Source organism: Sphingomonas populi (assembly GCF_004208535.1).
In the GTDB taxonomy this organism is placed as follows: Bacteria; Pseudomonadota; Alphaproteobacteria; order Sphingomonadales; family Sphingomonadaceae; genus Sphingomonas; species Sphingomonas populi.
The window spans coordinates 21,421-45,901 of record NZ_SGIS01000024.1 but is presented as its reverse complement, the minus strand read 5'-3'; the positions used below and the strand labels follow the sequence as shown (position 1 = coordinate 45,901).

At 66.3% G+C, this 24,481-nt stretch carries 30 protein-coding genes and 2 tRNA genes; 16 read left to right on the top strand and 16 right to left on the bottom strand.

Going from position 1 to position 24,481, the window contains the following annotated elements; translation table 11 throughout:
* Nucleotides 1-56: 56 nt before the first annotated feature.
* The 3 genes from EWE75_RS15475 to EWE75_RS15460 all read right to left on the bottom strand — a co-directional run bounded on the left by EWE75_RS15475 (nucleotide 57) and on the right by EWE75_RS15460 (nucleotide 1,678).
* The gene (locus tag EWE75_RS15475; protein ID WP_165388409.1) at nucleotides 57-488 is read right to left on the bottom strand and encodes a hypothetical protein; all 432 of its coding nucleotides are present in this window, start codon (nucleotides 486-488) and stop codon (nucleotides 57-59) included.
* 360 nt (nucleotides 489-848) lie between these two features.
* Nucleotides 849-1,298, bottom strand: a complete 450-nt coding sequence (locus tag EWE75_RS15465) for a hypothetical protein (RefSeq protein ID WP_130159009.1) — start codon at nucleotides 1,296-1,298, stop codon at nucleotides 849-851.
* A gap of 306 nt (nucleotides 1,299-1,604) precedes the next feature.
* Nucleotides 1,605-1,678: transfer RNA gene (locus EWE75_RS15460), tRNA-Gln, on the bottom strand.
* A gap of 160 nt (nucleotides 1,679-1,838) precedes the next feature.
* Here EWE75_RS15460 and EWE75_RS15455 point away from each other — a divergent pair.
* From EWE75_RS15455 to EWE75_RS15445, 3 genes are all read left to right on the top strand, one after another.
* The gene (locus EWE75_RS15455) at nucleotides 1,839-2,876 is read left to right on the top strand and encodes a Ppx/GppA phosphatase family protein (protein ID WP_206364782.1); all 1,038 of its coding nucleotides are present in this window, start codon (nucleotides 1,839-1,841) and stop codon (nucleotides 2,874-2,876) included.
* A gap of 10 nt (nucleotides 2,877-2,886) precedes the next feature.
* Entirely contained in the window at nucleotides 2,887-3,567 is a 681-nt protein-coding gene (locus EWE75_RS15450) for an RlmE family RNA methyltransferase (protein ID WP_130159008.1), read from the top strand.
* Between the two features lie 222 nt (nucleotides 3,568-3,789).
* Nucleotides 3,790-4,155, top strand: coding sequence for an endonuclease domain-containing protein (locus EWE75_RS15445; protein WP_206364781.1), 366 nt, complete (start codon nucleotides 3,790-3,792; stop codon nucleotides 4,153-4,155).
* 101 nt (nucleotides 4,156-4,256) lie between these two features.
* Here EWE75_RS15445 and EWE75_RS25090 read toward each other — a convergent pair whose 3' ends face one another.
* The 5 genes from EWE75_RS25090 to ftsE form a co-directional block, all read right to left on the bottom strand.
* On the bottom strand, nucleotides 4,257-4,544 hold the full coding sequence (locus tag EWE75_RS25090; RefSeq protein WP_165388408.1) for a hypothetical protein: 288 nt from the start codon (nucleotides 4,542-4,544) through the stop codon (nucleotides 4,257-4,259).
* 492 nt (nucleotides 4,545-5,036) lie between these two features.
* Nucleotides 5,037-5,726 (bottom strand): lysophospholipid acyltransferase family protein, encoded by a 690-nt coding sequence (locus EWE75_RS15435; protein ID WP_130159007.1) that lies wholly within the window; start codon nucleotides 5,724-5,726, stop codon nucleotides 5,037-5,039.
* Complete coding sequence (locus EWE75_RS15430) at nucleotides 5,723-6,259, bottom strand: YdcF family protein (protein WP_130159041.1); 537 nt, start codon at nucleotides 6,257-6,259, stop codon at nucleotides 5,723-5,725. Before EWE75_RS15430 ends, EWE75_RS15435 begins: the two co-directional genes overlap by 4 nt.
* Nucleotides 6,260-6,365: 106 nt before the next feature.
* Nucleotides 6,366-7,259: a cell division protein FtsX gene (locus EWE75_RS15425; protein WP_130159006.1), complete on the bottom strand. Its 894-nt coding sequence runs from the start codon at nucleotides 7,257-7,259 to the stop codon at nucleotides 6,366-6,368.
* Nucleotides 7,256-7,963, bottom strand: coding sequence for a cell division ATP-binding protein FtsE (gene ftsE / locus EWE75_RS15420; RefSeq protein WP_130159005.1), 708 nt, complete (start codon nucleotides 7,961-7,963; stop codon nucleotides 7,256-7,258). Before ftsE ends, EWE75_RS15425 begins: the two co-directional genes overlap by 4 nt.
* A gap of 168 nt (nucleotides 7,964-8,131) precedes the next feature.
* Between ftsE and EWE75_RS15415 the strand changes: the two genes are divergently transcribed.
* From EWE75_RS15415 to infC, 3 genes are all read left to right on the top strand, one after another.
* Nucleotides 8,132-8,854 (top strand): MJ0042-type zinc finger domain-containing protein, encoded by a 723-nt coding sequence (locus EWE75_RS15415; RefSeq protein ID WP_130159004.1) that lies wholly within the window; start codon nucleotides 8,132-8,134, stop codon nucleotides 8,852-8,854.
* A 263-nt stretch (nucleotides 8,855-9,117) separates the two neighbouring features.
* Nucleotides 9,118-9,204, top strand: a tRNA-Leu gene (locus tag EWE75_RS15410).
* A 202-nt stretch (nucleotides 9,205-9,406) separates the two neighbouring features.
* A complete protein-coding gene (gene infC / locus EWE75_RS15405) occupies nucleotides 9,407-9,943 on the top strand; it encodes a translation initiation factor IF-3 (protein ID WP_069204113.1) in 537 nt (178 codons plus the stop codon).
* Nucleotides 9,944-10,079: 136 nt separating this feature from the next.
* On the opposite strand, the gene EWE75_RS15400 is transcribed toward infC, so the two are convergent.
* The 6 genes from EWE75_RS15400 to EWE75_RS15375 all read right to left on the bottom strand — a co-directional run bounded on the left by EWE75_RS15400 (nucleotide 10,080) and on the right by EWE75_RS15375 (nucleotide 14,602).
* The gene (locus EWE75_RS15400; RefSeq protein ID WP_130159003.1) at nucleotides 10,080-10,304 is read right to left on the bottom strand and encodes a DUF3072 domain-containing protein; all 225 of its coding nucleotides are present in this window, start codon (nucleotides 10,302-10,304) and stop codon (nucleotides 10,080-10,082) included.
* Between the two features lie 61 nt (nucleotides 10,305-10,365).
* Nucleotides 10,366-11,043, bottom strand: a complete 678-nt coding sequence (locus EWE75_RS15395) for a phytanoyl-CoA dioxygenase family protein (protein WP_130159002.1) — start codon at nucleotides 11,041-11,043, stop codon at nucleotides 10,366-10,368.
* Nucleotides 11,044-11,176: 133 nt separating this feature from the next.
* The gene (locus EWE75_RS15390; RefSeq protein WP_130159001.1) at nucleotides 11,177-12,106 is read right to left on the bottom strand and encodes an electron transfer flavoprotein subunit alpha/FixB family protein; all 930 of its coding nucleotides are present in this window, start codon (nucleotides 12,104-12,106) and stop codon (nucleotides 11,177-11,179) included.
* Nucleotides 12,103-12,852 carry an electron transfer flavoprotein subunit beta/FixA family protein gene (locus EWE75_RS15385; RefSeq protein WP_069204109.1) on the bottom strand — a complete coding sequence of 250 codons (750 nt, stop codon included), beginning with the start codon at nucleotides 12,850-12,852 and terminating at the stop codon, nucleotides 12,103-12,105. The genes EWE75_RS15390 and EWE75_RS15385 overlap by 4 nt, the downstream gene beginning before the upstream one ends.
* 121 nt (nucleotides 12,853-12,973) lie before the next feature.
* On the bottom strand, nucleotides 12,974-14,173 hold the full coding sequence (gene sucC, locus EWE75_RS15380; RefSeq protein ID WP_130159000.1) for an ADP-forming succinate--CoA ligase subunit beta: 1,200 nt from the start codon (nucleotides 14,171-14,173) through the stop codon (nucleotides 12,974-12,976).
* A 120-nt stretch (nucleotides 14,174-14,293) separates the two neighbouring features.
* Nucleotides 14,294-14,602, bottom strand: coding sequence for a hypothetical protein (locus EWE75_RS15375; RefSeq protein ID WP_130158999.1), 309 nt, complete (start codon nucleotides 14,600-14,602; stop codon nucleotides 14,294-14,296).
* Between the two features lie 21 nt (nucleotides 14,603-14,623).
* On the opposite strand from EWE75_RS15375, the gene EWE75_RS15370 reads away from it, so the two are divergent.
* Together EWE75_RS15370 and EWE75_RS15365 are read left to right on the top strand one after the other, a co-directional pair.
* Nucleotides 14,624-15,124, top strand: coding sequence for a sterol desaturase family protein (locus tag EWE75_RS15370; protein WP_130158998.1), 501 nt, complete (start codon nucleotides 14,624-14,626; stop codon nucleotides 15,122-15,124).
* On the top strand, nucleotides 15,121-15,870 hold the full coding sequence (locus EWE75_RS15365; protein ID WP_130158997.1) for a sulfite exporter TauE/SafE family protein: 750 nt from the start codon (nucleotides 15,121-15,123) through the stop codon (nucleotides 15,868-15,870). The genes EWE75_RS15370 and EWE75_RS15365 overlap by 4 nt, the downstream gene beginning before the upstream one ends.
* Before the next feature lie 109 nt (nucleotides 15,871-15,979).
* Here the strand turns inward: EWE75_RS15365 and EWE75_RS15360 are convergent, their stop codons facing one another.
* Entirely contained in the window at nucleotides 15,980-16,915 is a 936-nt protein-coding gene (locus EWE75_RS15360) for a ribose-phosphate pyrophosphokinase (protein WP_069204104.1), read from the bottom strand.
* 81 nt (nucleotides 16,916-16,996) lie between these two features.
* Between EWE75_RS15360 and EWE75_RS15355 the strand changes: the two genes are divergently transcribed.
* The 8 genes from EWE75_RS15355 to ribH all read left to right on the top strand — a co-directional run bounded on the left by EWE75_RS15355 (nucleotide 16,997) and on the right by ribH (nucleotide 23,228).
* Nucleotides 16,997-17,527, top strand: a complete 531-nt coding sequence (locus EWE75_RS15355; protein ID WP_130158996.1) for a YcxB family protein — start codon at nucleotides 16,997-16,999, stop codon at nucleotides 17,525-17,527.
* A 22-nt stretch (nucleotides 17,528-17,549) separates the two neighbouring features.
* A complete protein-coding gene (gltX, locus tag EWE75_RS15350; RefSeq protein WP_130158995.1) occupies nucleotides 17,550-18,872 on the top strand; it encodes a glutamate--tRNA ligase in 1,323 nt (440 codons plus the stop codon).
* A 97-nt stretch (nucleotides 18,873-18,969) separates the two neighbouring features.
* Nucleotides 18,970-19,644 (top strand): TonB family protein, encoded by a 675-nt coding sequence (locus tag EWE75_RS15345; RefSeq protein WP_130158994.1) that lies wholly within the window; start codon nucleotides 18,970-18,972, stop codon nucleotides 19,642-19,644.
* A 67-nt stretch (nucleotides 19,645-19,711) separates the two neighbouring features.
* Nucleotides 19,712-20,080, top strand: a complete 369-nt coding sequence (locus tag EWE75_RS15340) for a hypothetical protein (RefSeq protein ID WP_231708374.1) — start codon at nucleotides 19,712-19,714, stop codon at nucleotides 20,078-20,080.
* Nucleotides 20,080-21,051 (top strand): bifunctional diaminohydroxyphosphoribosylaminopyrimidine deaminase/5-amino-6-(5-phosphoribosylamino)uracil reductase RibD, encoded by a 972-nt coding sequence (gene ribD / locus EWE75_RS15335; protein ID WP_282432705.1) that lies wholly within the window; start codon nucleotides 20,080-20,082, stop codon nucleotides 21,049-21,051. Before EWE75_RS15340 ends, ribD begins: the two co-directional genes overlap by 1 nt.
* Nucleotides 21,051-21,659, top strand: coding sequence for a riboflavin synthase (locus EWE75_RS15330; RefSeq protein WP_130158993.1), 609 nt, complete (start codon nucleotides 21,051-21,053; stop codon nucleotides 21,657-21,659). Before ribD ends, EWE75_RS15330 begins: the two co-directional genes overlap by 1 nt.
* Nucleotides 21,646-22,809 carry a 3,4-dihydroxy-2-butanone-4-phosphate synthase gene (gene ribB / locus EWE75_RS15325; RefSeq protein ID WP_231708373.1) on the top strand — a complete coding sequence of 388 codons (1,164 nt, stop codon included), beginning with the start codon at nucleotides 21,646-21,648 and terminating at the stop codon, nucleotides 22,807-22,809. Before EWE75_RS15330 ends, ribB begins: the two co-directional genes overlap by 14 nt.
* Entirely contained in the window at nucleotides 22,809-23,228 is a 420-nt protein-coding gene (gene ribH / locus EWE75_RS15320) for a 6,7-dimethyl-8-ribityllumazine synthase (RefSeq protein WP_130158991.1), read from the top strand. The genes ribB and ribH overlap by 1 nt, the downstream gene beginning before the upstream one ends.
* Before the next feature lie 114 nt (nucleotides 23,229-23,342).
* Here ribH and EWE75_RS15315 read toward each other — a convergent pair whose 3' ends face one another.
* Nucleotides 23,343-24,437, bottom strand: coding sequence for an alkene reductase (locus tag EWE75_RS15315; protein ID WP_130158990.1), 1,095 nt, complete (start codon nucleotides 24,435-24,437; stop codon nucleotides 23,343-23,345).
* Between the last annotated feature and the right edge of the window lie 44 nt (nucleotides 24,438-24,481).

Genomic DNA, 24,481 nt, shown 5'->3' with positions numbered 1-24,481 from the left:
CCGCCTCGCACGAAACCAGCCAATCGTGAATCACCCGATTGGGTCGATGCTCTAGCTTACTCCGCGCCTGCCGCATCAAGCGGCTCGATCGATTTACCAGCGTTCGTACAAACAAATCTTGAAGCCCGCACAGGCTTGCTGATGCTCACCGCATCTGCGCGCCAGATTTGCCCGAGATTCGGGCTGGATGTCATTGCACGCCGGTCGATGCGCATTCCCGCCTGGGGAGCCAGTTCTTGCTCAAAAAAATGGACGCACCTTTGAACGGAGGCATCGGTAATCGCCGAGATGGCCACTTCATCGGCCCCCACGCCGTTGGGCAACATGCCAGGGACAGGATCAGCGGAGACCCTGTCCTGTGGCAAGGCCATAGCGGTGAGAAGGAATACCATCGTAAGCATAGGGCGCAAACTACCATGGCCCCATAGGTGGCTCAACGGTTTGTCATTCCTTTCGGCATAGGCGTCTGCCTCGGCTTCGACGTCCACGCGATATCGGTCTCACCGAGCGTCTGTTGATGGAGGTCGGAGACCAGTGCGTGGTGCGTGGCCCAGACAAGCTTCTGCCCGTCCTCGGGGAGATCGCCGGCAAAGACCTCCGTGCCGTTCGGCAGCATCCATGCGCGCCCGTCTGCGACGTCGACCCGCGTGAAAATGTCCGTGCATTTAGAAGCCGTCGACACTTTGCTGTCTGCTTGTTGAGCAAGCGCCGACGTAATTCCTGCTTCTCCCGGCGACAAAGACCTTGTACGTTCAAGCTATCCATTAAAAGTATAGCGATGGCCCATGGTCGTCTGGATATTGAGGTGGCACGAGATACGCCGTTCGCGCCAGCGTCGGCTCGTAAAGCTAACGCCGGTCGTGACGTCCGTCCGACTTGATGATTGTGAACGAGGTGCCGTAGCGCTTGCAGGCGGCAATGACCTGATCCACCCATTTGCGGGTGACGAGATAGGTGCTGCCATGGACGTCGTCACCCAAGACGACGTCGCGGCGAATATCGAGATAGCGCCTCGATCGACTGATCGGGTCAGGATCGTCCACGCTGGCCTCCCATAAAATCAGCTTTCGCTCGATCGGCCAATACACCATGGCATTAGGCACAGGTTCGCCCGTGCTCTCACCGACCACACAGATGGCATTGCGCTTACCGTTCCTGTCGACGACACGCTGCAGATACATCTCCATCGGCTCGAAGTATCTTACCCCTTTGAGCGACGTGTGTTGGAAATCCTGCGCGAAGCACGCCGACGAGAGCATCAGCAACCCCATCACCGCACCGTAGGATTTGACCTGCATCCCGCCCCCTTATGTCCGCCGCGAGGTTATAATGGCGCGGATCGTCCCCAGCGAGCCGATGTGCCGCGAAAGTCGCTGCGGCAGTGGCTCGTCGGCATGCTATGAAAAAGGCGGCCTTGGCGACACTTGCCAAAGGATACCGAATCGCCCTTTTCGACCGGGAGCGGCCTAAAAGGGGGGGCGCCAGCATCGCCGCGGCTCGCGCGTGACCGAGCCTTCCGCAATATGCAGAGGGCGCGTCCGTTGGAGCGCATTTGACGCTCCACGAAAGTATCGCGCTATTACAGTCCGTTATTGGAAAACCGCTGGATGCCCCGTGAGGATTCGAACCTCAATTAACGGAGTCAGAGTCCGTAGTCTTACCTTTAGACGACGGGGCAACGCGGGCTGGTCCCTTAGGTGGCGCGCGCGGGGCTGTCAACCGATGGCGTCGGCGGCTTGCCGCATCGGCGCGCCTGCGGTAGCGTGGCGGCCAAGCACCGGGCGCGGGCCATTCCGGCATGTCGCAACGGCAGATGATGTAGAGAGTGAGTTGACGGCATGGCGGATCATTCGCCCAGAATGCCGCGTCGGCGGGAGGAACCTCCCGCCCATCCGGCTCCCAAGGAGGTGCGTGGGCAATGGGCCGGAGCGCGCCATTATGCCGCGCTTGATCTCGGCACCAACAATTGCCGGCTGCTGATCGTGCGGCCGCAGGGTGCGGGCTTCGCGGTGATCGACGCGTTTTCGCGAATCGTGCGGCTCGGCGAAGGACTCGCCTCGTCGGGGCGGCTCAGCGACGCGGCGATCGAGCGCACCGTCGCCGCGCTGAAAATCTGTTCGGACAAATTGCGCCGCCGCAACGTCACGCTGTCGCGCGCGGTCGCGACCGAGGCGTGCCGACGCGCGGCCAACGGCGCCGATTTCATCGCGCGCGCCTATGCCGAGACCGGCATTCACCTCGACATCATCACCGCCGAGGAGGAGGCGCGGCTCGCCGTGCTCGGCTGCCATGCGCTGATCGAACCGGGCGACGGGCCGGCGCTGGTGTTCGATATCGGCGGCGGCTCGACCGAGCTCGTGCTGGTCGATACGCGCGGCCCCAATCCGGTCGTGCTCGACTGGCACAGCGCGCCGTGGGGCGTCGTCTCGCTGACCGAGAGCCTCGGCCACGGCGATGGCGCGGACGGCCGCCTCGCCGCTTATGCGCGGATGCGCGCGGCGGTGGCGGAGAGCTTCGCCGGCTTCGCGCGCCGCCTGCCCCGGGTCGAGCGACCGCGTCTGCTCGGCACCAGCGGCACGGTGACGACGCTCGCCAGCGTCCATCTCGAACTCTCGCATTATGATCGCGCTGCCGTCGATGGGCTGATCGTGCCCGCCGCCTCGATGCGCAAGATCAGCAGCGACCTCTCACGGATGAGCCTCGCCGAGCGCGCGCAACTGCCGTGCATCGGCAACGAACGCGCCGATCTGGTGGTGGCGGGCTGCGCCATCCTCGAAACCATCCTCGACCTCTGGCCTGCGGAGCGACTCGGCGTGGCCGATCGCGGCATCCGCGAAGGCATCCTCCGCCGCCTCATGAACGGACCTGTGTTTTGAGCCACTTCCAATGAGCCGCGACGGCGGCGGCCTGCGCACCCGCGTCAAAACCGCGCGCAAGCGCACCGCGCAATCGACGCGCTGGCTCGAACGCCAGCTCAACGATCCGTATGTGAAGCGCGCCAAGGCGGAAGGCTTTCGCAGCCGCGCCGCATACAAGCTGAGCGAACTCGACGAGCGGTTCGGCTTCCTGAAAGGCGTGCGCCGCGTCGTCGATCTCGGCGTCGCGCCGGGCGGCTGGGCGCAGGTGGTGCGGCGGCAGACGCCCAAGGCGAGCGTGGTCGGCATCGATCTGCTGCCGGTCGATCCGATCGACGGCGTCATCCTGCTGCAAATGGATTTCATGGACGATGCCGCGCCCGACCGGCTGATCGCCGAACTCGGCGGCGCGCCCGATCTCGTCCTGTCGGACATGGCCGCCAACACCGTCGGCCACCCGCAGACCGACGCGCTGCGCACGATGGCGCTGGTGGAGGCGGCGGTCGCCTTCGCGGTCGACGTGCTCGAACCGGGCGGCGGCTTCATCGGCAAGGTGTTCGCGGGCGGCGCCGATTCGGCGCTGGTCGCGGAGCTGAAGCGCAATTTCACCAGCGTAAAACACGCCAAGCCCCCGGCGAGCCGCAAGGGATCGTCCGAATGGTACGTGGTGGCGCAAGGCTTCAAGGGGCGGGTGACGGCGGAGGGGGAATAGCCGATGTCCCTCTCCCAACGGGAGAGGGAGGGAGCCGACGCAGTCGGCGGAAGGGTGAGGGTGACGGAGATCGCTTCGCGCCCCTCTGGCGGCGGGAGGGGTATGGCAGCAGGAACCCATTGCGACCATCTGCTCCCCTCCCTGAAAGGGAGGGGTCGGGGGTGGGTTGCCCTCAGTAGAGAGGAACGGCACCCTTACGCGGTGCCCAGAGTAGCACCCCGCATGACGGCAAACGCCCGCCTGTTGCGCAACGCCGCGACCGCAGAGGAGCGCGCCTTGTGGTCACGTCTTCGCCACCTGCGCCCTCGCTTCACGCGGCAACTTCCGATCGGCAGCTATATTATCGACTTCGCCTGCCGCGCGATCAAATTGGCGGTCGAACTCGACGGCAGCCAGCATCTTGATGCCGTCGCCTATGACGATACGCGCACGCTGTTTCTCGAAAGCCTTGGCTGGCGGGTTTTGCGATATTGGAACAGTGATGTTCGCGATAATGCCGATGGCGTGGCCGAAGCGATCATGGCGGCTGTGGCAAGCACTATCGGGCCGACCCACCCCAACCCCTCCCTTCCAGGGAGGGGCTTTTAACGACCGCCCACTATCAACCTGAGCATTCGTGATGCGCAAATTAGTCTAACCCGCATGCGCTATCCCAAGCGGACACTCTCAATAAAGTAGCACGTTAGCGTCTAACCCGCGAGGCGCTGCATCTCACGAACGACTTTTTGAACCTTAGCTTTCGACTCGCCGAAAAGGTCAAGTGCGATAACTTGTCCGCCGCGCACATTCTGCTTCCCGGTGCCCACAACATCGAACGTAAATGGCTCGACTTCCGAAAGAACGATAGATCCAGAGACTCCACTCCACGAACCCATTGTCATTCCCGTAGTAAAGCCCACCACCCCAGCACTGTCGTTTACCTGATCCACCTTGTACCGCGCGGCCTGGACCGCCTTAACCGCGAGATCAAGGACCATCGCGCGAGTTCCCTTGAAGCGTCCGTCTTCAAAAGAAACCGAGTCCGGCGCCGTGGCAGTCGTCTCCGAAATGCTAACTGGTGCGCCGCATCCGGGGCAAGCCGATGCTTTGTCGGAGACTTCACGCGCGCACTCCCCGCATTTAATTAAAGCCACAACCATCCCCCGTTATCTGATTTACATGTAGCACTGCCATGCTTAGTGTCGTCTGCGAAGATAAAAAATGGCGGTCCGTTATTCTCCGTTCGCGCCCTAAAGCGGCCATTCCACTTTGCACGTCTTTCCACTGTTCGATAAGCGCTGCCTTGGGTCTGTCCTACACGCACCGCTTCGGCCATAGTCCCGCGCACGCTCTTTGACACTGTCAGCGCCACCCAAGCCCGCCCCGTTTCGAAGCCTGCGACGGGCGCGTCCGCTTGCCCGCACGCCCAAAAGTGACACGCCCCGTACCGCGCATCCGATAGACAACCTCAGCCATCTTCAACCACTCGGTCAGGCTTTCTCCAGCACATTGATCGCCGCATGCACCAGCGCCTCGGCCTCCTTGCGCGGCAGGCCCGGCGGGATCGCTTCGCCGAAGCGGATCGTCACCACGCCGGGCCGCTTCGGCCCCCGCCTCGGCCACACCTGCCCGCTGTCGAGCGCGACCGGCACCACCGGCAGCTTGAGCATCTGGTACAGCCCGGCGAACCCCGCCTTGAGCGGCGGCTGCTCGCCCGGCGCGACGCGCGTGCCCTCGGGGAAGATCACGATCGAGCGCCCCGCCTCGAGCGCCACTTTCGCCTCGCGCAGCATCCGCCGGAGCGCCCCCGCCGACGCCTCGCGGTCGACCACGATCACGCCGTAACGCCGCGCCGCCCAGCCCCACACCGGGATGTCGGCGAGTTCCTGCTTCATCACGATCGCCGGGCGGTTGAGGATTCGGCTGAGTTCGAGTGTCTCGTACATCGACTGGTGCTTGGCGGCGTACAGCGCCGGCGTGGCGAGGTGCGGATCGCCCTCGACCCGGGTCTCGATGCCGAGCAGCGCGCGCGCCGCCCAGCGGTGGAAGCCGATCCAGCCGCGCGCGAAGCCCAGCAACGCGCCCTGCCCGAACAGAGCCGCGACCGGCGACATCAGGACGAACGGCACCGATCCGCCGTAGAACACCACCGCGAAAGCCAGATTCCGCAAACCGATCACGCGCCCACTCCCAGCGTCAGTGCCACCCAACGCACGATCAGCTTGTTGTATTCGGCGAGCAGCGTGACGAAGCGCGGCTTGCTCGCCACGCCGTCGCCATAGACGACGATGTCGTCGCCGGTGGCGTGGACCAGTTCGAGCCGCGCGCGCGGCAGATGCCAGTTCGAGGTGACGAGCCGCACGGTGTGATAGCCATGTTCGTGCAGCCACTGCGACGTCTCGTCGGCGTTGGAGCGCGTATCCACCGCCTCGTGGCCGAGATCGACGCAGCACGCCATCAGCGATGCAGGTACGCGATATTCGACCGCGAGTTCGATCGGCCGCACCTCGGGCGCGACTCCGGTCACCAGCAACCGCTTGGCGGCGTGGCGCTGGAGCAACGCGAGCCCACGATCGATCCGCCCCGCGCCCCCGGTCGGCACGACGATCGCATCGGTGCGGCGATCGTCGAGCGGTCCCGGCATCGCCAGCAGGAACACGCCGAAGCCGCCGCCCCACAGCAGCGCCAGCGCGGCAACGAGCTTGCGGATCATCGTGCCGTCACCCCAGCGCAAGCTGGGGTCTCCTGGTGATAGCGAGCGCCCGTGCGAGAGACCCCAGCTTTCGCTGGGGTGACGAGAGAAGAGAGAGTGGCGCGCATCACAAAATCTTCCTCAGCGCGCCCAGCACCGCGTAGCGCGCCGCGACCGTGGCAAGCAGCGCGAAGGCGAACGGCAGCATCGCCAGCACCGCCCAGTCGCGCTGGCCGAGCGAGAGGCCGTCGAGCAGGTCCGACCCCAAGGCGGCCAGTCGCGCGCCCATCGCCGCCGTCACCACCACCGCCAGCACCGTGCCGAGCGCGCCGCCGAGCAGCGTGTCGAGCGCGATGCGGCGCTGGAACAGCCGCGCGATCTGCATGTCGGTCGATCCGAGCATGTGCATCACCTCGATCGTCTCGCGGTGAGTCTCCAGGCTGGCGCGCGCGGCGAGGATCACCACCGCCGCCGTCGCCCCCGCGATCAGCGCGACCAGCCCTGCGGTCAGCCAGGTGACGAGCCGCATGAAGCTGCTCACCGGCGACATCCAGCTCTCGTGCCGGTCGACTCGCGCAGACGGCGCGGCGCGCGTCACCGCCGCCGAAACCGCCGCCACCGCAGCGGCGCTGCCCGAGGCGAGATCGACGTCGATCATCGCCGGGATCGGCAGGTCGGGATCGGCGCCGTCCGCCCCCAGCCACGGCCGCAGCAGCGTGGCGAGCCGGTCGCGATCGACCTCGACCGCGTTGCGCACCCCCGGCGCCCTGCGCAGCGCGGCAAGCGCGGCCGCCGTCTGCGCGGTGCGCGCCGGTGCCGACGGCTCGACGATCTGCACGGTCAGCCGCCCGACCAGTTGCCGGTCGAGCAGCGTCGTCGCCGCCAGCGTGGCGAGGCCGAGTGCTGCAGCGAGCGCGGTGAGGAACAGCATGATCGCCATGATCCACATCATCGCGCGCGTGCCGCGCCGCTCGTCGAGCAGCCGGCGGTCGGCGGCGGCGGTGATGAAGCCGATGTTCATGCCGCCTCGCCCGGCGGGGGGAAGCGCAAGGAACCCGTCGGATCGAGCAAGCGGCCCTTGTCGAGCCGCATCATATGCGCGTCGGGAATGCGCCCGAGCAGATGGAAATCGTGCGTCGCGACGACGACGGTGGTGCCGAGCCGATTGAGCGAATCGAACAGATGCAGCAGCCGCTCGGCCATGTCGGGATCGACGTTGCCGGTCGGCTCGTCCGCGACGAGGATCTCGGGCCGGCCGATCACCGCGCGCGCGATCGCGACGCGCTGTTGCTCGCCGCCCGACAGCGTCGGCGGCTTGGCGTCGATGCGCTGGTCGAGCCCGACCCACGCCAACATCTCGCGCACCGGCGCGTCGATGTCGCTCTCCGCCACCCCGGAGACGCGCAAGGGCAGCGCGATATTGTCATAGGCGGAAAGGTGCGGCACCAGCCGGAAATCCTGGAACACCACGCCGATCCGCCGGCGGAAGCCGGGCAGGCGCGCGCGCGGCAGCGTCACCGCATCCTCGCCGAACAGCCGGATGCCGCCGCGCGTCGGGCGCTGCGCGAGATACAGCAATTTGAGCAGCGAGGTCTTGCCGGCGCCGCTCGTGCCGGTGAGGAAATAGAAGGCGCCGCTCGACAACGTGAAGCTCACGTCGGACAAGGTCTCCGCGCCCGTGCCGTAGCGCAGGCCGACATTCTCGAACTGGACGATGTTCGCCATTGATCCCGGCGTTTGCCGCTCGCTTCCTTGCCATGCCCCAGCGCAAGCCCATCGCACGATCCGGCGCGATGCTTCAAGCCGGGCGACTCGAAAGACTTGCCACCGCGCGCGCCGGATGCTTAGATTCGGGGCGGGGCTGCAGGTGGCCGCTGCCTCGGACTGCGTATCATGATCCTTGAATGTCCCGATTGTCGAACCCGTTACCTCGTCCCCGATACCGCGATCGGCGTGGATGGACGCACGGTGCGGTGCGCGAGTTGCCGGCATAGCTGGTTCCAGCCGGGCGTCGAGATCGTCGAGGAAGAAGCGCCCGAGCCGATCGCAACCGCCCCCGAACCCGTCGCAGTCGCGCCCGCCGCGCCCGAACCCGAAGCCGCGCCGGAAGCGCCGCGCGTGTTCGAGGATGCAAGCTACACCGGCCGGATCGATCCGTTCGCACACCGCCCGCCGTTCAAGCCCCGCCGCAACCCCGCGCGGCGCTGGACGCTGGCGGCGATCGCGGCCGGGCTGGTGATGCTGATCGCGGCGGGCATCGTGCTCTATTCGGGCGCGCCGGGGCTGGCGGCACAACTCGGCCTGACGCTCGCCCCGCGCGACACCCCGCTCAGGATCGTCAGCAAGCCGATCGACCATCACGATCTCGACAATGGCAGCGAGATTTTCGCGATCAGCGGCAACGTGCTCAACCCCACCGACTCGCGCCAGCAAGTGCCCGACATCCGCGCCGATCTGCGCGACGAACACGGCCGGCTCGTCTATAGCTGGACGATCCGCCCCGACGCGATGATGCTCGCACCGCACGGCCAGGTCGCCTTCAACAGCGCCAAGCTCGACGTGCCGGTCAACGCCAAGAAGCTGGTGCTGAGCTTCTCGGGCGAAACGCGAAACTAAGCGGCGGGCGTTCAATCACAACCGTTCGTGCCGAGCCCTTCGACTGGCTGGCAAGCCAGCCGCTCAGGATAAACTTCGGCCTGAAAGGCCGAAGTCGAGGTACCTGCGCTCCTGGCTTGCCCCTCGACTTCGCTCGGGACGAACGGGCGGCGGGCCAGATTTTGCAGGTTCCGCTTTAAAAAGATGATTGCTGTTGCCAGCCCGGATTCGCTTTGCTAGTGGCGCTCGCCTGCCAGCCACCGGGGTCTCCCGGTGTATCACGTGCGGTCGTGGCGGAACTGGTAGACGCGCAACGTTGAGGTCGTTGTGGCCGAAAGGCCGTGGAAGTTCGAGTCTTCTCGACCGCACCACTCTCCCGGATCAGCGGGTGCTCACGGGCACCCGCTGCCGGAGCAGGGTCTCCCCGCCGGTCGGATCAGCGCAATGCGCGGTTAAATCCACTCAATATGACGGAAATGATGCGGTTCGGCCCTGCCGCACCTTTCGCACGCGCGCGAAATCCCCTATATAGACGGGTCTGAAACCTCAGGAGCAATACCCATACGTCCTCCCATGATCCGGCGCCCGCAGGGCGCGCCGATGCCGATGAACGGCCCGCGCTTCAATGAATTCATCCAGTCGCCCAAGGTCCGCGTGATCGATCAGGACGGCGAGAATCTGGGTGTGATGTACACGCGCGAGGCGTTCGAACAGGCGCAGGCGGTCGGGCTCGACCTCGTCGAAGTGTCGCCCAACGCCGATCCGCCCGTCGCCAAGTTCCTCGACGTCGGCAAGTTCAAATACGAGGCGCAGAAGAAAGCCAACCTCGCACGCAAGTCGCAGAAGACGCAGGAGATCAAGGAGATCAAAATGCGTCCAAACATCGACGATCATGATTATGATACGAAGATGAAGAAGATCATCGAGTTCATCGGTGAGGGCGACAAGGTCAAGGTGACGCTGCGCTTCCGTGGCCGCGAGCTTTCGCACGGCCAACTCGGCATGCAGCTCCTCCAGCGCGTCCAGGCCGATGCCGCCGAGACCGCCAAGGTCGAAGCCTATCCGCGCATGGAAGGCCGCCAGATGCTGATGGTGCTTTCGCCCAAGTAAAGTCGCGAATCGCCCGGCCGCGACTCGAGTCGCGCCGGGCGTTTGCGTTCGGGGGCGGGCGTGGTCACAGCACCACTCCGTTTGTGCGGAGCCTGTCGAGGCACCTATGCCCCGCGCCCGGCAGGTAAGCGCCGGACTATCGCCCGAGCGCGCCCTTCAGTTCATCGATCCGCTTCGACGCATCGGCCTTGGTCAGATCCTCGGGCGGGGGCGCTTGCTTGGCCTCCTCGCTGAGCGTGGTGAGATAGCTCGCCTGCGCGCCGGTCATCGGCTCGTCGCCGGATACCCAGTCGGCCGGGTCTTTCTCGGTATTCGAACCCGGATGCGCGTCGAGCTTGGGGTTGTGCGGATGGTCGGTCATGATCTGCCTCGCATGTTCTGTGTATGTTCTGAACGCGAGGCGGGGCGCACGGTTCCCGCGCCTACACGCCGAGCCATTCCAGCCTGTTCGGCAAGTAGCACGCGGCAAAATCAATCTGCAAAACCCGACGTCGCTTTGGCTGCATAGCGAGCGCCGACGCATGAACGACTGGCGTGGCGTAGAGCCAGACGTCGCCCGCATCGGCGAGACACGCGACGCTGCCGTGATCGCGGACGACCGCGTCGATGCGGTCTTCCGCGATCCGGCCCAGCCGGTGCGAGCCGGGTGAGATGAGCAACGGTGCGTTGGTTGCCGGCACCGCATCGAGATGCACCCGCATCGTCAGCATCCCGGCCAGCAACGCGGCTGGCGGAGCAACGTGGACCATATTCTGCTTGACCGACCACGGCCCGTAGCCCGGCGTCTCGATTCGCTCACGCACGGCGATGACCCGGTCCTGGTGCCAGCCGAGCGCCCAATTCGTGTCGGCGGTCTTGTCGAAGAGGATGGCGCGGACCGCGCGGCTGTGCGGCCCGAGGCGGGTGCTGGCGATGGTGCCAAGCGCGGCGTCGCGCGCGAGCAGGGCTGTGAGTGCCGGAATGCCGTGCAGGCGGGTGCCGGCGCGTTCTGTCGGGAGGGTGGCGGCCAGCGCCAGCAGGTCGGAGAGGATCGCGAGGGCGGCGCGGTCGAGACGTTCCGCGCCGTGGGGTTCGAGGGTCAGGGTGTCAGCGGCCAGCATACGCGTTTGCTTGCCGGGCAGCGACGCGGGAGTAAATCCCGCGTCGTCGGTCGCGGCTTTGGCCGCGCCGGCCGGTCGAAGCGTTGCGCGCTTGCTTCGCTCGCGCGCACCGGATCGGAGCTTCGCTCCGATCCTACAGCTTCTCCGTCAACTCCGGCACGATCTTGAACAGATCGCCAACCAGCCCGATGTCGGCGACCTGGAAGATCGGCGCGTCTTCGTCCTTGTTGATCGCGATGATCGTCTTCGAATCCTTCATGCCGGCGAGATGCTGGATCGCCCCGGAAATCCCGATCGCGACATACACCTCGGGCGCGACGATCTTGCCGGTCTGGCCGACCTGATAGTCGTTGGGGACATAGCCCGCATCGACCGCCGCGCGGCTCGCGCCGACGCCCGCGCCGAGCTTATCGGCGAGCGGCTCGATCAGCGCGTGGAAGTTCTCGCCGTTCTGAAGCGCGCGCCCGCCCGAGACGATGATCTTCGCCGAGGTCAGTTCAGGACGCTCCGACTTGGCGATCTCGCTGCCGACATAGGTGGACACACCCGCATCCGCCGCGCCCGAGACCGGCTCGATCGTCGCCGAACCGCCTTCGGTCGCCGCCTTTTCGAACGCGGTGCCGCGCACCGAGATCACCTTCTTGGCGTCCTTCGACTGCACCGTCGCGATCGCATTGCCCGCGTAAATCGGGCGCGTGAACGTGTCCGCGCTCTCGACGCTGAGAATGTCGGAAATCTGCATCACGTCGAGCAAAGCAGCGACGCGCGGCGCGATGTTCTTGCCGTTGGTGGTGGAGGGCACCAGGAACGCGTCATGGTCGGCCATCAGCGTCACGATCAGCGGTGCGACATTCTCGGCCAGCGCGTGCGCGAGCGCGGCGTCGTCGGCGACCAGCACCTTCGTCACGCCGGCGATCTTCGCGGCAGCCTCGGCTGCGCCGCTTACGCCTTCGCCTGCAACCAGCAACGTCACGTCGCCGAGCTTGCCGGCGGCGGTCACCGTCGACAGCGTGGCATCCTTGACGGTGGCGCCGTCATGCTCGACCCAAACCAGAACGCTCATTTCGCGACTCCCATCGCCTTCAGCTTACCGACCAGTTCATCGACATCGGCGACCTTGATCCCCGCCGAACGCTTGGCCGGCTCGACCACCTTGAGCGTGGTCAAGCGCGGCGACACATCGACACCGAAATCGGCAGCGGTCTTCGTCGCGAGCGGCTTGGACTTCGCCTTCATGATGTTGGGCAGCGAGGCGTAGCGCGGTTCGTTCAGGCGCAGGTCGGTCGTCACGATCGCGGGAAGCTTGAGCTTCTCGGTCTCGGCACCGCCATCGACTTCGCGCGTGACCGTGACGAAATCGCCCTCGACCTCGACCTTGGAAGCGAACGTACCCTGCCCCCAGCCGGTCAAGGCAGCGAGCATCTGCCCCGTCTGGTTGTTGTCGTCGTCGATCGCCTGCTTGCCGAGGATGACCAGACCGGGCTGTTCCTCGTCGGCGATCGCCTTGAGCAGCTTGGCCACGCCGAGCGGCTCGACCTTGGTATCGGAGGTAACGAGGATCGCGCGGTCGGCGCCCATCGCCAGCGCGGTGCGGAGCGTATCCTGCGATTTGGGTTCGCCGATCGAGACCACGACGATCTCGGTGACCACGCCCTTTTCCTTGAGGCGGATCGCCTCTTCGACGGCGATCTCGTCGAACGGGTTCATGCTCATCTTGACGTTGGCGAGGTCGATCCCCGTCCCGTCCGCCTTCACCCGTGGCTTCACATTGTAATCAAGCACCCGCTTGACCGGCACCAGCACCTTCATGCGGCAGTCCTCTCAACGTTTCTTCGCGCGACACGGCGCTTCGGAGGCTGCCGTGGGCGATGCGGCGGCCGGTTGGCAAATGTAAAGTTGCAAACCGGCCGCTGTTAGCTTTGCAAACCGCTTACGCGGCCTTCTGAACCTCGGCGACGATCTTCTTCGCGGCATCGCCGAGATCGTTCGCCGGAACGATCGCGAGGCCCGAATTGGCGAGGATGTCCTTGCCCTGCTGGACGTTGGTGCCCTCGAGGCGGACGACCAGCGGCACCGACAGGTTCACTTCCTTGGCGGCAGCGACGATGCCCTCGGCGATGATGTCGCATTTCATGATGCCACCGAAGATGTTGACGAGAATGCCCTTCACATTCGGATCGGCGAGGATGATCTTGAACGCCGCCGTCACCTTCGCCTTGTTGGCGCCGCCGCCGACGTCGAGGAAGTTCGCGGGGAACATGCCGTTCAGCTTGATGATGTCCATCGTCGCCATCGCGAGGCCAGCACCGTTGACCATGCAGCCGATGTCGCCGTCGAGCTTGATATAGGCGAGGTCGTACTTCGAAGCTTCGAGCTCGGCGGGATCTTCCTCGCTCTCGTCGCGCAGTTCCATCAGATCCTTGTGGCGGAACATCGCGTTGCCATCGAACGCGACCTTGGCGTCGAGCACGAGCAACTGGCCCTGCTTGGTGACGGCGAGCGGGTTGATCTCGATCTGCTCGGCATCGGTGCCGAGGAAGGCATCGTACAGCTTCGACGCGGTCGATGCCGCCTGCTTGGCGAGATCACCGGTCAGGCCGAGCGCTGCGGCAACGGCGCGGCCGTGATGCGGCATGAAGCCGGTCGCGACGTCGATGTCGATCGCGTGGATCTTCTCGGGCGTGTCATGCGCGACGGTTTCGATGTCCATGCCACCTTCGGTCGAGACGACCATCGATACGCGGCCGCTGGCGCGGTTGACGAGCAGCGCGAGGTAGAATTCCTTCTCGATGTCGGCGCCATCGGTGACATACAGGCGGTTGACCTGCTTGCCGTGCTCGCCGGTCTGGATCGTCACCAGCGTGTTGCCGAGCATGTCGGTCGCCGCCGCGCGGACTTCCTCTTCGCTCCAGGCGAGGCGGACGCCGCCCTTGGCCTCAGGCGGCAGTTCCTTGAACTTGCCCTTGCCGCGGCCACCGGCGTGGATCTGCGATTTCACGACGTAAAGCGGCCCGGGCAGCTTCTTGGAAACCTCGACGGCCTCCTCGACGGTCATCGCGGCGTAGCCTGCCGGCACCGGCACGCCATATTTCGCGAGCAGTTCCTTGGCCTGATATTCGTGAATATTCATGGAGCGCGCCTTTCGACTTGCGGACAGTTGCTCCGCCTAAAGCACAGCGGCCCGCGCGAATCCACCCCCGCAGCGCGGTATGGGCAAGCGACTGTTGACCCCTAACGCTATTGCGAGACGTTATCGAGCAAGCCCGCTCGCACACAGCGCCGCTGCGGTTGCGGTAACATCGACGATTTCGGGATCGTTAAGCGCGCGCAGTTCGCGGATCAGTTCGCCGACGCCGCGCGCGCGGCGCGCCTTGATCTCGCCGAGCCGCCGCAACTGCGCGAACGAGAGCCGGTCTGTCATCCGCGGTGCCATGCAGTTCGCGATCGACTGCGGCACGCCCGCGCCAACCAACCCGGCCCGCAGCTTTTGCTCGGGCGACGAGCAGCCGGCGAGCGCAGCCACGAGCAAAAGCGGGATCAGGCGTCGCGTCTCGGCCATCCCGGCGCTATAGCGTTGCGCATGCCGTGGACCAATGCCCTTCTCCTCTTCCTCGCAACCGTCGCCGGCATGGAGCTGTTCGCCTATGCCGCGCACCGCTGGGTGATGCACGGGCCGGGCTGGTTCCTCCACGCCAGCCATCACCGCGCGCGCCACGGCCGGTTCGAGTTGAACGATCTCTACGCCGCGATCTTCGCGGTGCCGTCGTTCGTGTTGTTGCTCGGCGGGGTGCAGCTTGGCTGGTGGCCGGGCTTCACCTGGATCGGCGCTGGGATCGCCGCTTATGGCGCGATCTATTTCGGCTTCCACGACGTGATCGTTCATGCTCGCGTGCCGCACCGCTACGTGCCGCGCTCCACCTATATGAAGCGGATCGTACAGGCGCACCGGCTCCACCATGTCGTCGAGACCAAGCACGGCACGGTGAGCTTCGGCTTCCTCTACGCGCCCAAGCCGGAAGCGCTCAAGGCCGAGCTCAAGCGCCGCGCGCGGGCCGGCGTGCGGGCGCCCGCCGCGCGATGAGCGAATCTTTGCTGTTCTATGCGCTGGCGGTGCCGGCGGTGATCCTGCTCGGCCTCTCCAAAGGCGGATTCGCCGGCATGGGCGCGCTGTCGCTGCCGATCCTCGCGATGGCGGTGTCGCCGGTCCGTGCGGCGGCGATCCTGCTGCCGATCCTGATCGTCCAGGACGTGGTGAGCGTGTGGGCGTTCCGGCGCGACTGGGACGGTTTCGTGCTCGCGTGGATGCTGCCCGGCGCGGTGATCGGCATCGCGCTCGCCTATCTGTTCGCCGCGCATGTCGACCCAGATGCTGTGCTCGGGCTGGTCGGCGCGATCTCGATCGTGTTCGGGCTGTACCGGCTGTGGCTGGAGCGGCGCGGCGGCGACGTACCGGCGGCCAAGTCGCCCGGCTGGGTGGGGACGCTCGCCGGCGTCGTCTCGGGCTTCACCAGCCAGATCGCGCACGCGGGCCAGCCGCCCTTCCAGCTCTGGGTGCTGCCACGCCGGCTGCCGCGCGACGTGCTGGTCGGCACCACCGCGATCTTCTTCGCGGCAACCAATTGGTTGAAAGTGCCGGCCTATTGGGCGCTCGGCCAGTTCACGCCGCGCAACCTCACCACGGCGGCGCTGCTGATGCCGGTCGCGATTCTCTCGACCTTCGCCGGCGTGTGGCTGGTACGGCGCGTGTCACCGCAACGCTTTTACGGCGCGATCTACGTGCTGATGGTCGTGGTGGGCGTGAAACTGGTGTGGGACGCGGTGGTGTAACGCCTGCCCCGAATTACGATTTTCAAGACCGTTCGTGTCGAGCGAAGTCGAGACACCGTGCGCGACCGTTGGGCATGTCCCTCGACTTCGCTCGGGACGAACGGAGGGTTCAGTCGAACAGGCTCGACACCGAACTCTCGTCAGCGATCCGCTTGATCGCCTCGCCGACCAGCGGCGCGATCGTCAAATGGCGGATTCGCTTGGCGGCCTTGATGATCTCGTGCGCGCCGATCGAGTCGGTAATCACCAGTTCCTCCAGCGCCGACGCCTCGACGCGCGCGACCGCGCCGCCCGAGAGTACGCCGTGCGTGACATAGGCGACCACGCCCGACGCACCCGCCTCTTTCAGCGCGGCGGCGGCGTTGCAGAGCGTGCCGGCCGAATCGACGATATCGTCGATCAGGATGCAGAACCGCCCCTCGACATCGCCAATGATGTTCATCACCTCCGATTCGCCCGCGCGCTCGCGACGCTTGTCGACGATCGCGAGCGGGGCGTTGTCGAGTCGCTTGGCGAGCGCGCGCGCACGCACCACGCCACCGACGTCGGGCGAGACCACCATCAAATTGCGCCCGCCGAATCGAGTCTCGATATCCGCCGACATCACCGGCGCACCGAACAGATTGTCGGTCGGGATGTCGAAAAAGCCCTGGATCTGCCCGGCATGGAGATCGACCGACAATACGCGGTTGGCACCCGCGACGGTGATGAGGTTGGCGACCAGCTTGGCCGAGATCGGCGTGCGCGGGCCGGGTTTGCGGTCTTGCCGTGCATAACCGAAATAGGGGACGACGGCAGTGATCCGCCGCGCCGAAGCGCGCTTGAGCGCGTCGATGCAGATCAGCAATTCCATCAGATTGTCGTTGGCGGGGTAGCCGGTCGACTGGATCACGAACACGTCCTCGCCGCGCACGTTCTCCTGAATCTCGACGAACACCTCCTCGTCGGCGAAGCGTCGCACGCTCGCCTGCGTCAGCGGCATTTCGAGATAGGCGGCGATGTCGCGCGCCAGCGGCAGGTTCGAATTGCCCGTGAGCAGTTTCATAAGCGGCGGCCCCCTGATGCACGATATTTGCCGCTCCCTTAGAAGCGCGCTACCCATCCGGGAAGGGCTTGCGGAGCAATTATGACGGGCAGCGTAACATTCACGCCAAGCGAGACCGATTACGTCGATGCGATCCGGGCGAATTTCCTGTTGGCGATGCGGCGGCGGCGGACGCTCCGGCCGATCGTGATCATCGCGCTGGTGTTCGCCGCGATCGGCGCCGGACTCGGCCTGATCGACCACAGCAGCCCCGCCTGGACGGCGGTATATGCGCTCGGCGGGTTGGCCTATGGCGCGGTCCTGTTCGCGCTGATCTACCTGATCTCCTATCTGATGCTGCCGCGCCGCGCCGGCCGGCTGTTCCGCCAGCAGCGTTCGATCCAGCAGAGTTTCGAATATCGCTGGTCCGATGCGGGTCTTGAATGGTCGTCGGTGCAGGGCAACGGGCGATTCCCGTGGAACGATCTGCACGGCTGGCACGAGACCAAGCCCGCCATGCTGATCTACATGAACGACACGCTGTTCCAGTTCCTGCCGCAACGCGTCTTCACGCCCGAGGCGGCGGACGATCTGCGCGCGACGCTGGAGCGCGCCGGCTTGCCGATCTACTGACGCTTGCCCTAGGCGGTGGGGCATGACCGTCCGTACCCGCTTCGCCCCCTCGCCGACCGGCCTGCTCCATGTCGGCAACATCCGCACCGCGCTCCACAATTGGCTGTGGGCGCAGAAACACGGCGGCGAGTTCTGGTTGCGCATCGACGATACCGATGCCGAGCGCAGCGAGGAGCGTTTCGTCGAGTCGATCCGTGCCGATCTCGGCTGGCTCGGGCTGACCACCGACGGCGAGGAACGCCAGTCGGCCCGGTTCGCGCTGTATGAAGCCCGTTTCGCACAACTCCGCGCCGCCGGGCGGGTCTATCCCGCCTATGAAACTCAGGCCGAACTCGATCTCAAGCGCAAGATCGCCGCCGGGCGCGGGCTGCCGCCGCTCTACGACCGCGCCGCGCTCGCGCTCACCGATGCCGATCGCGCCGCACTGGAGGCAGAGGGCGTGCGCCCGCACTGGCGCTTCAAGCTCGATCACGACGCGCCGATCGTCTGGGACGATCTGATTCGCGGCCCCCAGCGCTTCGACGCGAAGACGATGAGCGACCCCGTCATCCGCCGCGCCGACGGATCGTGGCTCTACATGCTGCCCTCCGCGATCGACGATGCCGAGATGGCGATCACCCATGTCGTGCGCGGTGAGGATCACGTCTCCAACACCGCGCTGCAATTGCAGATGTTCGACGCAATGGGCGTGGCTCCGCCCGCGTTCGCACACGAGGCGCTGCTGACCGGCAGCGAGGGCAAATTGTCGAAACGACTCGGCTCGCTCGGCGTCGCGCATTTCCGCGAGAGCGGGATCGAACCCGAGGCGGTGCGCGCCTTGCTCGCGCGAATCGGCACCAGCGATCCGGTCGAGCCGCTGGTCGATACCGACGCTTTGGTCGCCGGGTTCGATTTCAGTCGCTTCGGCCGCGCGCCGGCGCGCTTCGACGAGGCCGAACTGGCGGCGGTCAACACCCGCATCGTCCACCAGCTCGATGTCACGCAGGTCACCGATCGCCTGCCATCGGGCATGGGCCAGGCCGAATGGGAAGCGGTGCGCCCCAACCTCACCCGCATCGACGAGGCGGAAGAATGGTGGCGCGTGATCGAAGGGCCGATCACCGCCGAGCGCGACCCCGCGGACACCGATTTCCTCGCCCAGGCCGCCGGGATTGCCGCGACGCTCGACTGGAGCGCCGAACCCTGGGGCGCGCTCACCGCCGCGCTGAAAGCGGCGAGCGGGCGCAGCGGCAAGGCTCTGTTCCTGCCGCTGCGCCGCGCGCTGACCGGGCTCGATCATGGCCCCGACATGAAGGCGCTGCTGCCGCTGATCGGGCGCGATCGTGCAGTGGAGCGGCTTTCTTGAGGATATAACATCTCCCTTGCGTTCCGTGTAATGATGTAACATCATGCCTCATGCCGCCGAACCGGGCGGCACGACTCCAGGAGAAGGAGACCAAGGCATGTATGCGGATCGTTACGAACGGCGCCGACAGGTCAATCCGGGCAGCGCCGCCCTCGCGCTCGCCATCAACGGCGCAATCCTCGGCGGGCTGGTGCTGTTCGCCAACCCGACGTTCAAGACGACGGTCGAACACGTCCTGACGATCACGGCGATCCCGATCTATCCGGTCAAGCCGCCACCACCACCCCCGCCGCCCCAGCCACAGCCCAAGCCAAAAACCATCGAGCATGCCTCGCCGCAGCCGCTCGACACCAGCACGCCGGTCACCGTCAGCAAGATCATCGATCCGGCACCGCTTCCGCAGCCCTTCACGCCGGTCCTCGACGGCGGTGGCACCTTCGGCGCCGGTACGGTCGAGACCGTCAAGCCCGCGCCGCCCACCATCGTCGACCCGATGATCGACCAGCGCTACGCCAACCTGTTCCAGCCGGTCTTCCCGCCCGACGAGCAGCGCGCCGGTCGCGGCGGGCGCGTGGTGGTGCGCGTGCTGGTCGGGGTCGATGGCCGCGTGAAGGATATCGAGCAGGTCAGCGCGACCAGCGATTCGTTCTTCGCGGTCACGCGCAAGCGCGCGCTGGAGAAATGGCGTTTCAAGCCCGGCACGCGTGACGGCATTCCGGTCGAGGCATGGCGGACGATCGCGGTCAGCTTCGTGCTGAACGAAGCGGAATGAGCGCGGATGGGGCGGGGGCTGGTGTCCGCGCCGCCCCCGCCCTATCTTTGCGGGCATGAAGTTCCGCATGCCCTGGATGTCCGAGGATCTCGCCGCCGCCGTCTCGCCGCGCGGCGCGCTCAGCGATCTGCGCACGTATCTGCGCCGCCGCCAGCGCCATCAGATCGTGTTCCTCACCGCCGCGATCGGGCTGACCTTCCTGATGATCTACGGCTTCGCGATCGAGATGAAGGGCAAGCCGCGCGAATATCACCGCGATATCGTCTATTTCAAACAGTGGAACGCCGATCGCACCGATGCGCAGATCGTCGCGCAGCAGAAGATCGACGGCCCCGAACAGACCAAGCGCGAAGAGGCCGAAAAGCGCCTCGAGGCCGAGAAACGCGCGATCTTCAAGCGGCTCGGCGATCAGATGAACGCGGTCGGCCTTTACTGATCGTGACGGAAGACGCGCGCTGGATGGCGGCGGCAGTGTCGCTCGCCGAACGCGCGCGGGGGCGATCGACGCCCAACCCCAATGTCGGCTGCGTCATCGTGCAGGACGGCCGTGTCCTCGGGCGCGGCTGGACTCAACCGGGCGGGCGTCCGCATGCCGAGGCGATGGCGCTCGCTCAGGCCGGCGACGCCGCGCGTGGCGCGACCTGCTACGTCACGCTGGAACCCTGCGCGCACGTCTCGCCGCGCGGACCCGCCTGCGCCGATCTGCTCGTCGCAGGCGGCGTCGCGCGCGTGGTGGTCGCGCTCCGCGATCCCGATCCGCGCACCGACGGCGACGGCATCGCGCGGTTGGCGGCGGCGGGGATCGCCGTCACCAATGGGGTCGGCGCGGCTGAGGCGCGGCGCAGCATGGCAGGTTTCCTTGCCCGCCAGCGTTTCGGCCGCCCCCACGTCACGCTCAAGCTCGCGCTGTCGCTCGATGGCGCGGCGGCGATGGGCGACGGTCGCAGCCAATGGATCACCGGCGCGGAGGCGCGCGCGCACGCCCATCTCGAACGCGCCCGGCATGATGCGATCCTGGTCGGGCGCGGCACGTTCGAGGCCGACCAGCCGCGACTCGACGTGCGCCTCGCCGGTCTCGAACGGCGCGCGCCGGCCCGCATCCTGCTGTCCGCCACACCCGAACCCGGCTGGACGACGCTCGCCACCCCTGCCGCGATCGCGACTCTCGCCGGAGTCGATACGCTGCTGGTGGAAGGCGGCGCGGCGACCGCAGCCGCCTTCCTCACCGAAGATCTGGTCGATCGGCTGTTGCTGTACCGCGCGCCGATCGTGATCGGCGGCGGCCGCACGCTGCCGGATATCGGCCTCGGCGATCTCGCGCAGGCACATGCCCGCTGGACGAGGGTTGACGCGCGGCAACTTGGCAGCGACCGGCTCGAGGTCTACGAGCGCACGGGGAGAGACTAATGTTCACCGGAATCATCACCGATGTCGGCACAATCGCGGCCGTCGAACCGCGCGGCGACACGCGCGTCCGCGTCACCACGTCCTACGATACCGCCGGCATCGATCTGGGCGCGTCGATCTCCTGCTCGGGCGTATGCCTCACGGTGGTCGACAAGGCGCCGGGCTGGTTCGCGGTCGATGTGTCGGGCGAAACGCTGTCGCGCACCGCGCAGGGCCAATGGACCGAAGGGCGCCGCCTCAACCTCGAACGCGCGCTGAAGCTCGGTGACGAACTCGGCGGGCATATCGTCACCGGCCATGTCGATGGCACCGGCACGATCGTCGATCTCCATGACGAAGGCGGCTCGAAACGGATCACCATCCTCGCCGGGCCGGAGATCGCGCCATACATGGCCGAGAAGGGGTCGATCACGCTCGACGGCATCTCGCTGACCGTCAACAGCGTCGAGGACACACCAGAAGGTGTCCGCGTCGGCGTCAACATCATCCCGCATACTGCGGACGTCACCGCGATCGGCGCGGCAAATCCGGGCGACACGATGAACATCGAGATCGATGTGCTCGCCCGCTACCTCCAACGGATGGAAGACTATCGTGCAAAACGCTGAACCCCGCTCGGGCGACCTTCACCGGCTTCGTCACGGCTTCCTCTCCTCGCCTGAGGAGATCATCGATGAGGCGCGCAACGGCCGCATGTACATCCTCGTCGACGACGAGGACCGCGAGAATGAGGGTGATCTCATCATCCCCGCGCAGATGGCGACTCCTGACGCGATCAACTTCATGGCGACTCACGGGCGCGGGCTGATCTGCCTCGCACTCGCCAAGGAGCGAGTCGACCAGCTCGGGCTGGACCTGATGAGCCGCAACAACGGCACCCGCCACGAGACCGCCTTCACCATCTCGATCGAGGCGAAAGAGGGCGTCACCACCGGCATCTCCGCTGCCGACCGCGCGCGCACCGTCGCGGTCGCGATCGATGGCAGCCGCGGCCGCGAGGATATCGTCAGCCCCGGCCACGTCTTTCCGCTCGTCGCCAAGAACGGCGGCGTGTTGATCCGCGCCGGCCACACCGAGGCTGCGGTCGATGTTTCGCGGCTCGCCGGGCTCAATCCGTCGGGCGTGATCTGCGAGGTGATGAACGACGACGGCACGATGGCGCGGCTCGACGATCTCGTCGCCTTTGCGCAGCGCCACAACCTCAAGATCGGCACGATCCGCGATCTCATCGCCTATCGCCGCCGCCACGACCATCTTCTCGAACGCCGCACCGAAATGCGCTTCAGCAGCCGCTGGGGTGGAGACTGGACCGCGATCAGCTTCTTCAACAAGGCGGTCGGTACGGAGACGATGGCGCTCGTCAAGGGCAGTATCGATCCGACCAAGCCGACGCTGGTTCGCATGCACACGCTGTCGCTGTTCGCCGATACCTTCGGCGAGCGTTCGAGCCGCGAAGGGCTGCTCGCCGGCGCGATGAAGATGATCTCCGAGCAAGGCAGCGGCGTCGTCGTCATCATCAACCGGCCGATGCGGAATTTCGCGTCCCGCCAGATGGAAGTCCACAAGACCGGCGCGTTCGAAAGCGAATCCGAGGAATTGCGCGACTATGGCATCGGCGCGCAGGTGCTCGCCGAACTGGGTGTGCATGACATGGTGTTGCTCACCAACACCCGCCACACGCTCGTCGCGCTCGAAGGCTATGGCCTGTCGATCGTCGGCGAACGCGAAATCGAACGCGTCGTCGAGGGAGACGCCTGATGGCGCGGGTTCTGATCGTCGAAGCGCGCTTCTACACGCATCTCAACGACATGCTGCTCGAAGGCGCGCGCGCCGCGATCGAGCAGGCCGGGCACAGCCATGAGACGATTACCGTCCCCGGCGCGCTCGAACTGCCGGGCGCGATCGGCCTTGCGGCGGAAAGCGGCCGTTACGACGCCTATGTCGCGATCGGCGTGGTGATCCGCGGCGAGACCTATCATTTCGAGATCGTCGCGGGCGAGAGCGCACGCGGGCTGATGGCGCTGTCGATGGACGGCCTCGCGATCGGCAACGGCATCCTCACCACCGAAGACGAGGCGCAGGCGCTCACCCGCGCCAAGCCGACCGAAAAGGACAAGGGCGGCGAGGCGGCCAAGGCCGCGCTCGCCATGCTCGCGCTGCGCGAGCGCTTCGCCTGACCTAACCCCCGTCCCCCCAGCGCAAGCTGGGGTTTCCCGGTGGGGAAGCGGAACGCCCGCCCCCGCAGAGACTCCAGCGTACGCTGGAGTGACGGCGTGTTTGGGCGTTCGCGCTCAGGCCGCGACGGTTTCCTGCTCAAGCGCCGGATAGTCGGTATAGCCGGCCTCGCCCTGGCTGTACCACGTCGCCATGTCGGAGGTGTTGAGCGGCGCGCCGATTTTCAGCCGTTCGGGCAGATCGGGATTGGCGAGGAAGGTACGACCGAACGCCACCGCATCGGCCACGCCCGAATCGATCACCGCCTGCGCCGCCTCGGCGGTGTCATAGTCCGAATTGACGACCAGCGGACGCGCGAACACCTTGCGGATCGCCGGCGACAGCTTGGGAACGTCGGTCTTGCCGAAGGTGCCGTCGGGGCCGGGTTCGCGCAGTTCGAGAAAGCCGATGCCGAGATCGGACAGCAGCTTGGCGGCATAGGTGAACAAAGCCTCGGGATTGCTGTCGTCGACGCCCTGCGAGTCGCCGTTGGGCGACAGCCGCACCGATGTCCGCCCCGCGCCCGCCACCGCGATGACGCGCTCGGTCACTTCGCGCAGCAGCCGCGTGCGGTTCTCGATCGAGCCGCCGTACATGTCGTCGCGGACATTGGCGTTGTCGCGCAGGAACTGATCGATCAGATAGCCATTGGCGGCGTGGATCTGCACCCCGTCGAACCCGGCGGCGAGCGCATTGCGGGTGGCGCGCTCGTAATCGTCGAGGATGCCGGGAATCTCGTCGGTGCGTAGCGGCCGCGCCGTTTCGAACGGCTTCTTGCCTTCATAGGTATGCGCGTCGCCCGCCGTCGCGGTCGCGGAAGACGACACCGGCTGCTCGCCGGTCACCGACGAATGCACCTGCCGGCCCATGTGCCAGAGCTGCGCGACGATGCGGCCACCCGCCTCGTGGACGGCGGCGGTGACGGGCTGCCAGGCCGCGACCTGCTCGTCGCTCCACAAACCGGGCGCGTACGGCCAGCCCAGGCCCTGCTGCGAGATGCCGGTCGCCTCGGTGATGATGAGCCCCGCGCTCGCGCGCTGGCGGTAATATTCGATCATGATCTCGGTCGGGACATGCTCGCGCGTCGCGCGGCCGCGCGTCAGCGGCGCCATCAGCACACGGTTGGGAGCCTGGATATCGCCGAGGGCGATGGGGTCGAAGAGGGAAGTCATGAAGCGGCACAGTCCTTTTGTTGCCTGACGCGACTGAGATAGGG

Bases quoted from the DNA above. Each gene is read 5' to 3' on its own strand.
- EWE75_RS15465 (WP_130159009.1), bottom strand. From the start codon at position 1,298: ATGCAGGTCAAATCCTACGGTGCGGTGATGGGGTTGCTGATGCTCTCG.
- EWE75_RS15455 (WP_206364782.1), top strand. From the start codon at position 1,839: ATGGCGGATCATTCGCCCAGAATGCCGCGTCGGCGGGAGGAACCTCCC.
- EWE75_RS15450 (WP_130159008.1), top strand. From the start codon at position 2,887: ATGAGCCGCGACGGCGGCGGCCTGCGCACCCGCGTCAAAACCGCGCGC.
- EWE75_RS15445 (WP_206364781.1), top strand. From the start codon at position 3,790: ATGACGGCAAACGCCCGCCTGTTGCGCAACGCCGCGACCGCAGAGGAG.
- EWE75_RS25090 (WP_165388408.1), bottom strand. From the start codon at position 4,544: ATGGTCCTTGATCTCGCGGTTAAGGCGGTCCAGGCCGCGCGGTACAAG.
- EWE75_RS15430 (WP_130159041.1), bottom strand. From the start codon at position 6,259: ATGATCCGCAAGCTCGTTGCCGCGCTGGCGCTGCTGTGGGGCGGCGGC.
- EWE75_RS15425 (WP_130159006.1), bottom strand. From the start codon at position 7,259: ATGAACATCGGCTTCATCACCGCCGCCGCCGACCGCCGGCTGCTCGAC.
- ftsE (WP_130159005.1), bottom strand. From the start codon at position 7,963: ATGGCGAACATCGTCCAGTTCGAGAATGTCGGCCTGCGCTACGGCACG.
- EWE75_RS15415 (WP_130159004.1), top strand. From the start codon at position 8,132: ATGATCCTTGAATGTCCCGATTGTCGAACCCGTTACCTCGTCCCCGAT.
- infC (WP_069204113.1), top strand. From the start codon at position 9,407: ATGATCCGGCGCCCGCAGGGCGCGCCGATGCCGATGAACGGCCCGCGC.
- EWE75_RS15400 (WP_130159003.1), bottom strand. From the start codon at position 10,304: ATGACCGACCATCCGCACAACCCCAAGCTCGACGCGCATCCGGGTTCG.
- EWE75_RS15395 (WP_130159002.1), bottom strand. From the start codon at position 11,043: ATGCTGGCCGCTGACACCCTGACCCTCGAACCCCACGGCGCGGAACGT.
- EWE75_RS15390 (WP_130159001.1), bottom strand. From the start codon at position 12,106: ATGAGCGTTCTGGTTTGGGTCGAGCATGACGGCGCCACCGTCAAGGAT.
- EWE75_RS15385 (WP_069204109.1), bottom strand. From the start codon at position 12,852: ATGAAGGTGCTGGTGCCGGTCAAGCGGGTGCTTGATTACAATGTGAAG.
- sucC (WP_130159000.1), bottom strand. From the start codon at position 14,173: ATGAATATTCACGAATATCAGGCCAAGGAACTGCTCGCGAAATATGGC.
- EWE75_RS15375 (WP_130158999.1), bottom strand. From the start codon at position 14,602: ATGGCCGAGACGCGACGCCTGATCCCGCTTTTGCTCGTGGCTGCGCTC.
- EWE75_RS15370 (WP_130158998.1), top strand. From the start codon at position 14,624: ATGCCGTGGACCAATGCCCTTCTCCTCTTCCTCGCAACCGTCGCCGGC.
- EWE75_RS15365 (WP_130158997.1), top strand. From the start codon at position 15,121: ATGAGCGAATCTTTGCTGTTCTATGCGCTGGCGGTGCCGGCGGTGATC.
- EWE75_RS15360 (WP_069204104.1), bottom strand. From the start codon at position 16,915: ATGAAACTGCTCACGGGCAATTCGAACCTGCCGCTGGCGCGCGACATC.
- EWE75_RS15355 (WP_130158996.1), top strand. From the start codon at position 16,997: ATGACGGGCAGCGTAACATTCACGCCAAGCGAGACCGATTACGTCGAT.
- gltX (WP_130158995.1), top strand. From the start codon at position 17,550: ATGACCGTCCGTACCCGCTTCGCCCCCTCGCCGACCGGCCTGCTCCAT.
- EWE75_RS15345 (WP_130158994.1), top strand. From the start codon at position 18,970: ATGTATGCGGATCGTTACGAACGGCGCCGACAGGTCAATCCGGGCAGC.
- EWE75_RS15340 (WP_231708374.1), top strand. From the start codon at position 19,712: ATGCCCTGGATGTCCGAGGATCTCGCCGCCGCCGTCTCGCCGCGCGGC.
- EWE75_RS15330 (WP_130158993.1), top strand. From the start codon at position 21,051: ATGTTCACCGGAATCATCACCGATGTCGGCACAATCGCGGCCGTCGAA.
- ribH (WP_130158991.1), top strand. From the start codon at position 22,809: ATGGCGCGGGTTCTGATCGTCGAAGCGCGCTTCTACACGCATCTCAAC.
- EWE75_RS15315 (WP_130158990.1), bottom strand. From the start codon at position 24,437: ATGACTTCCCTCTTCGACCCCATCGCCCTCGGCGATATCCAGGCTCCC.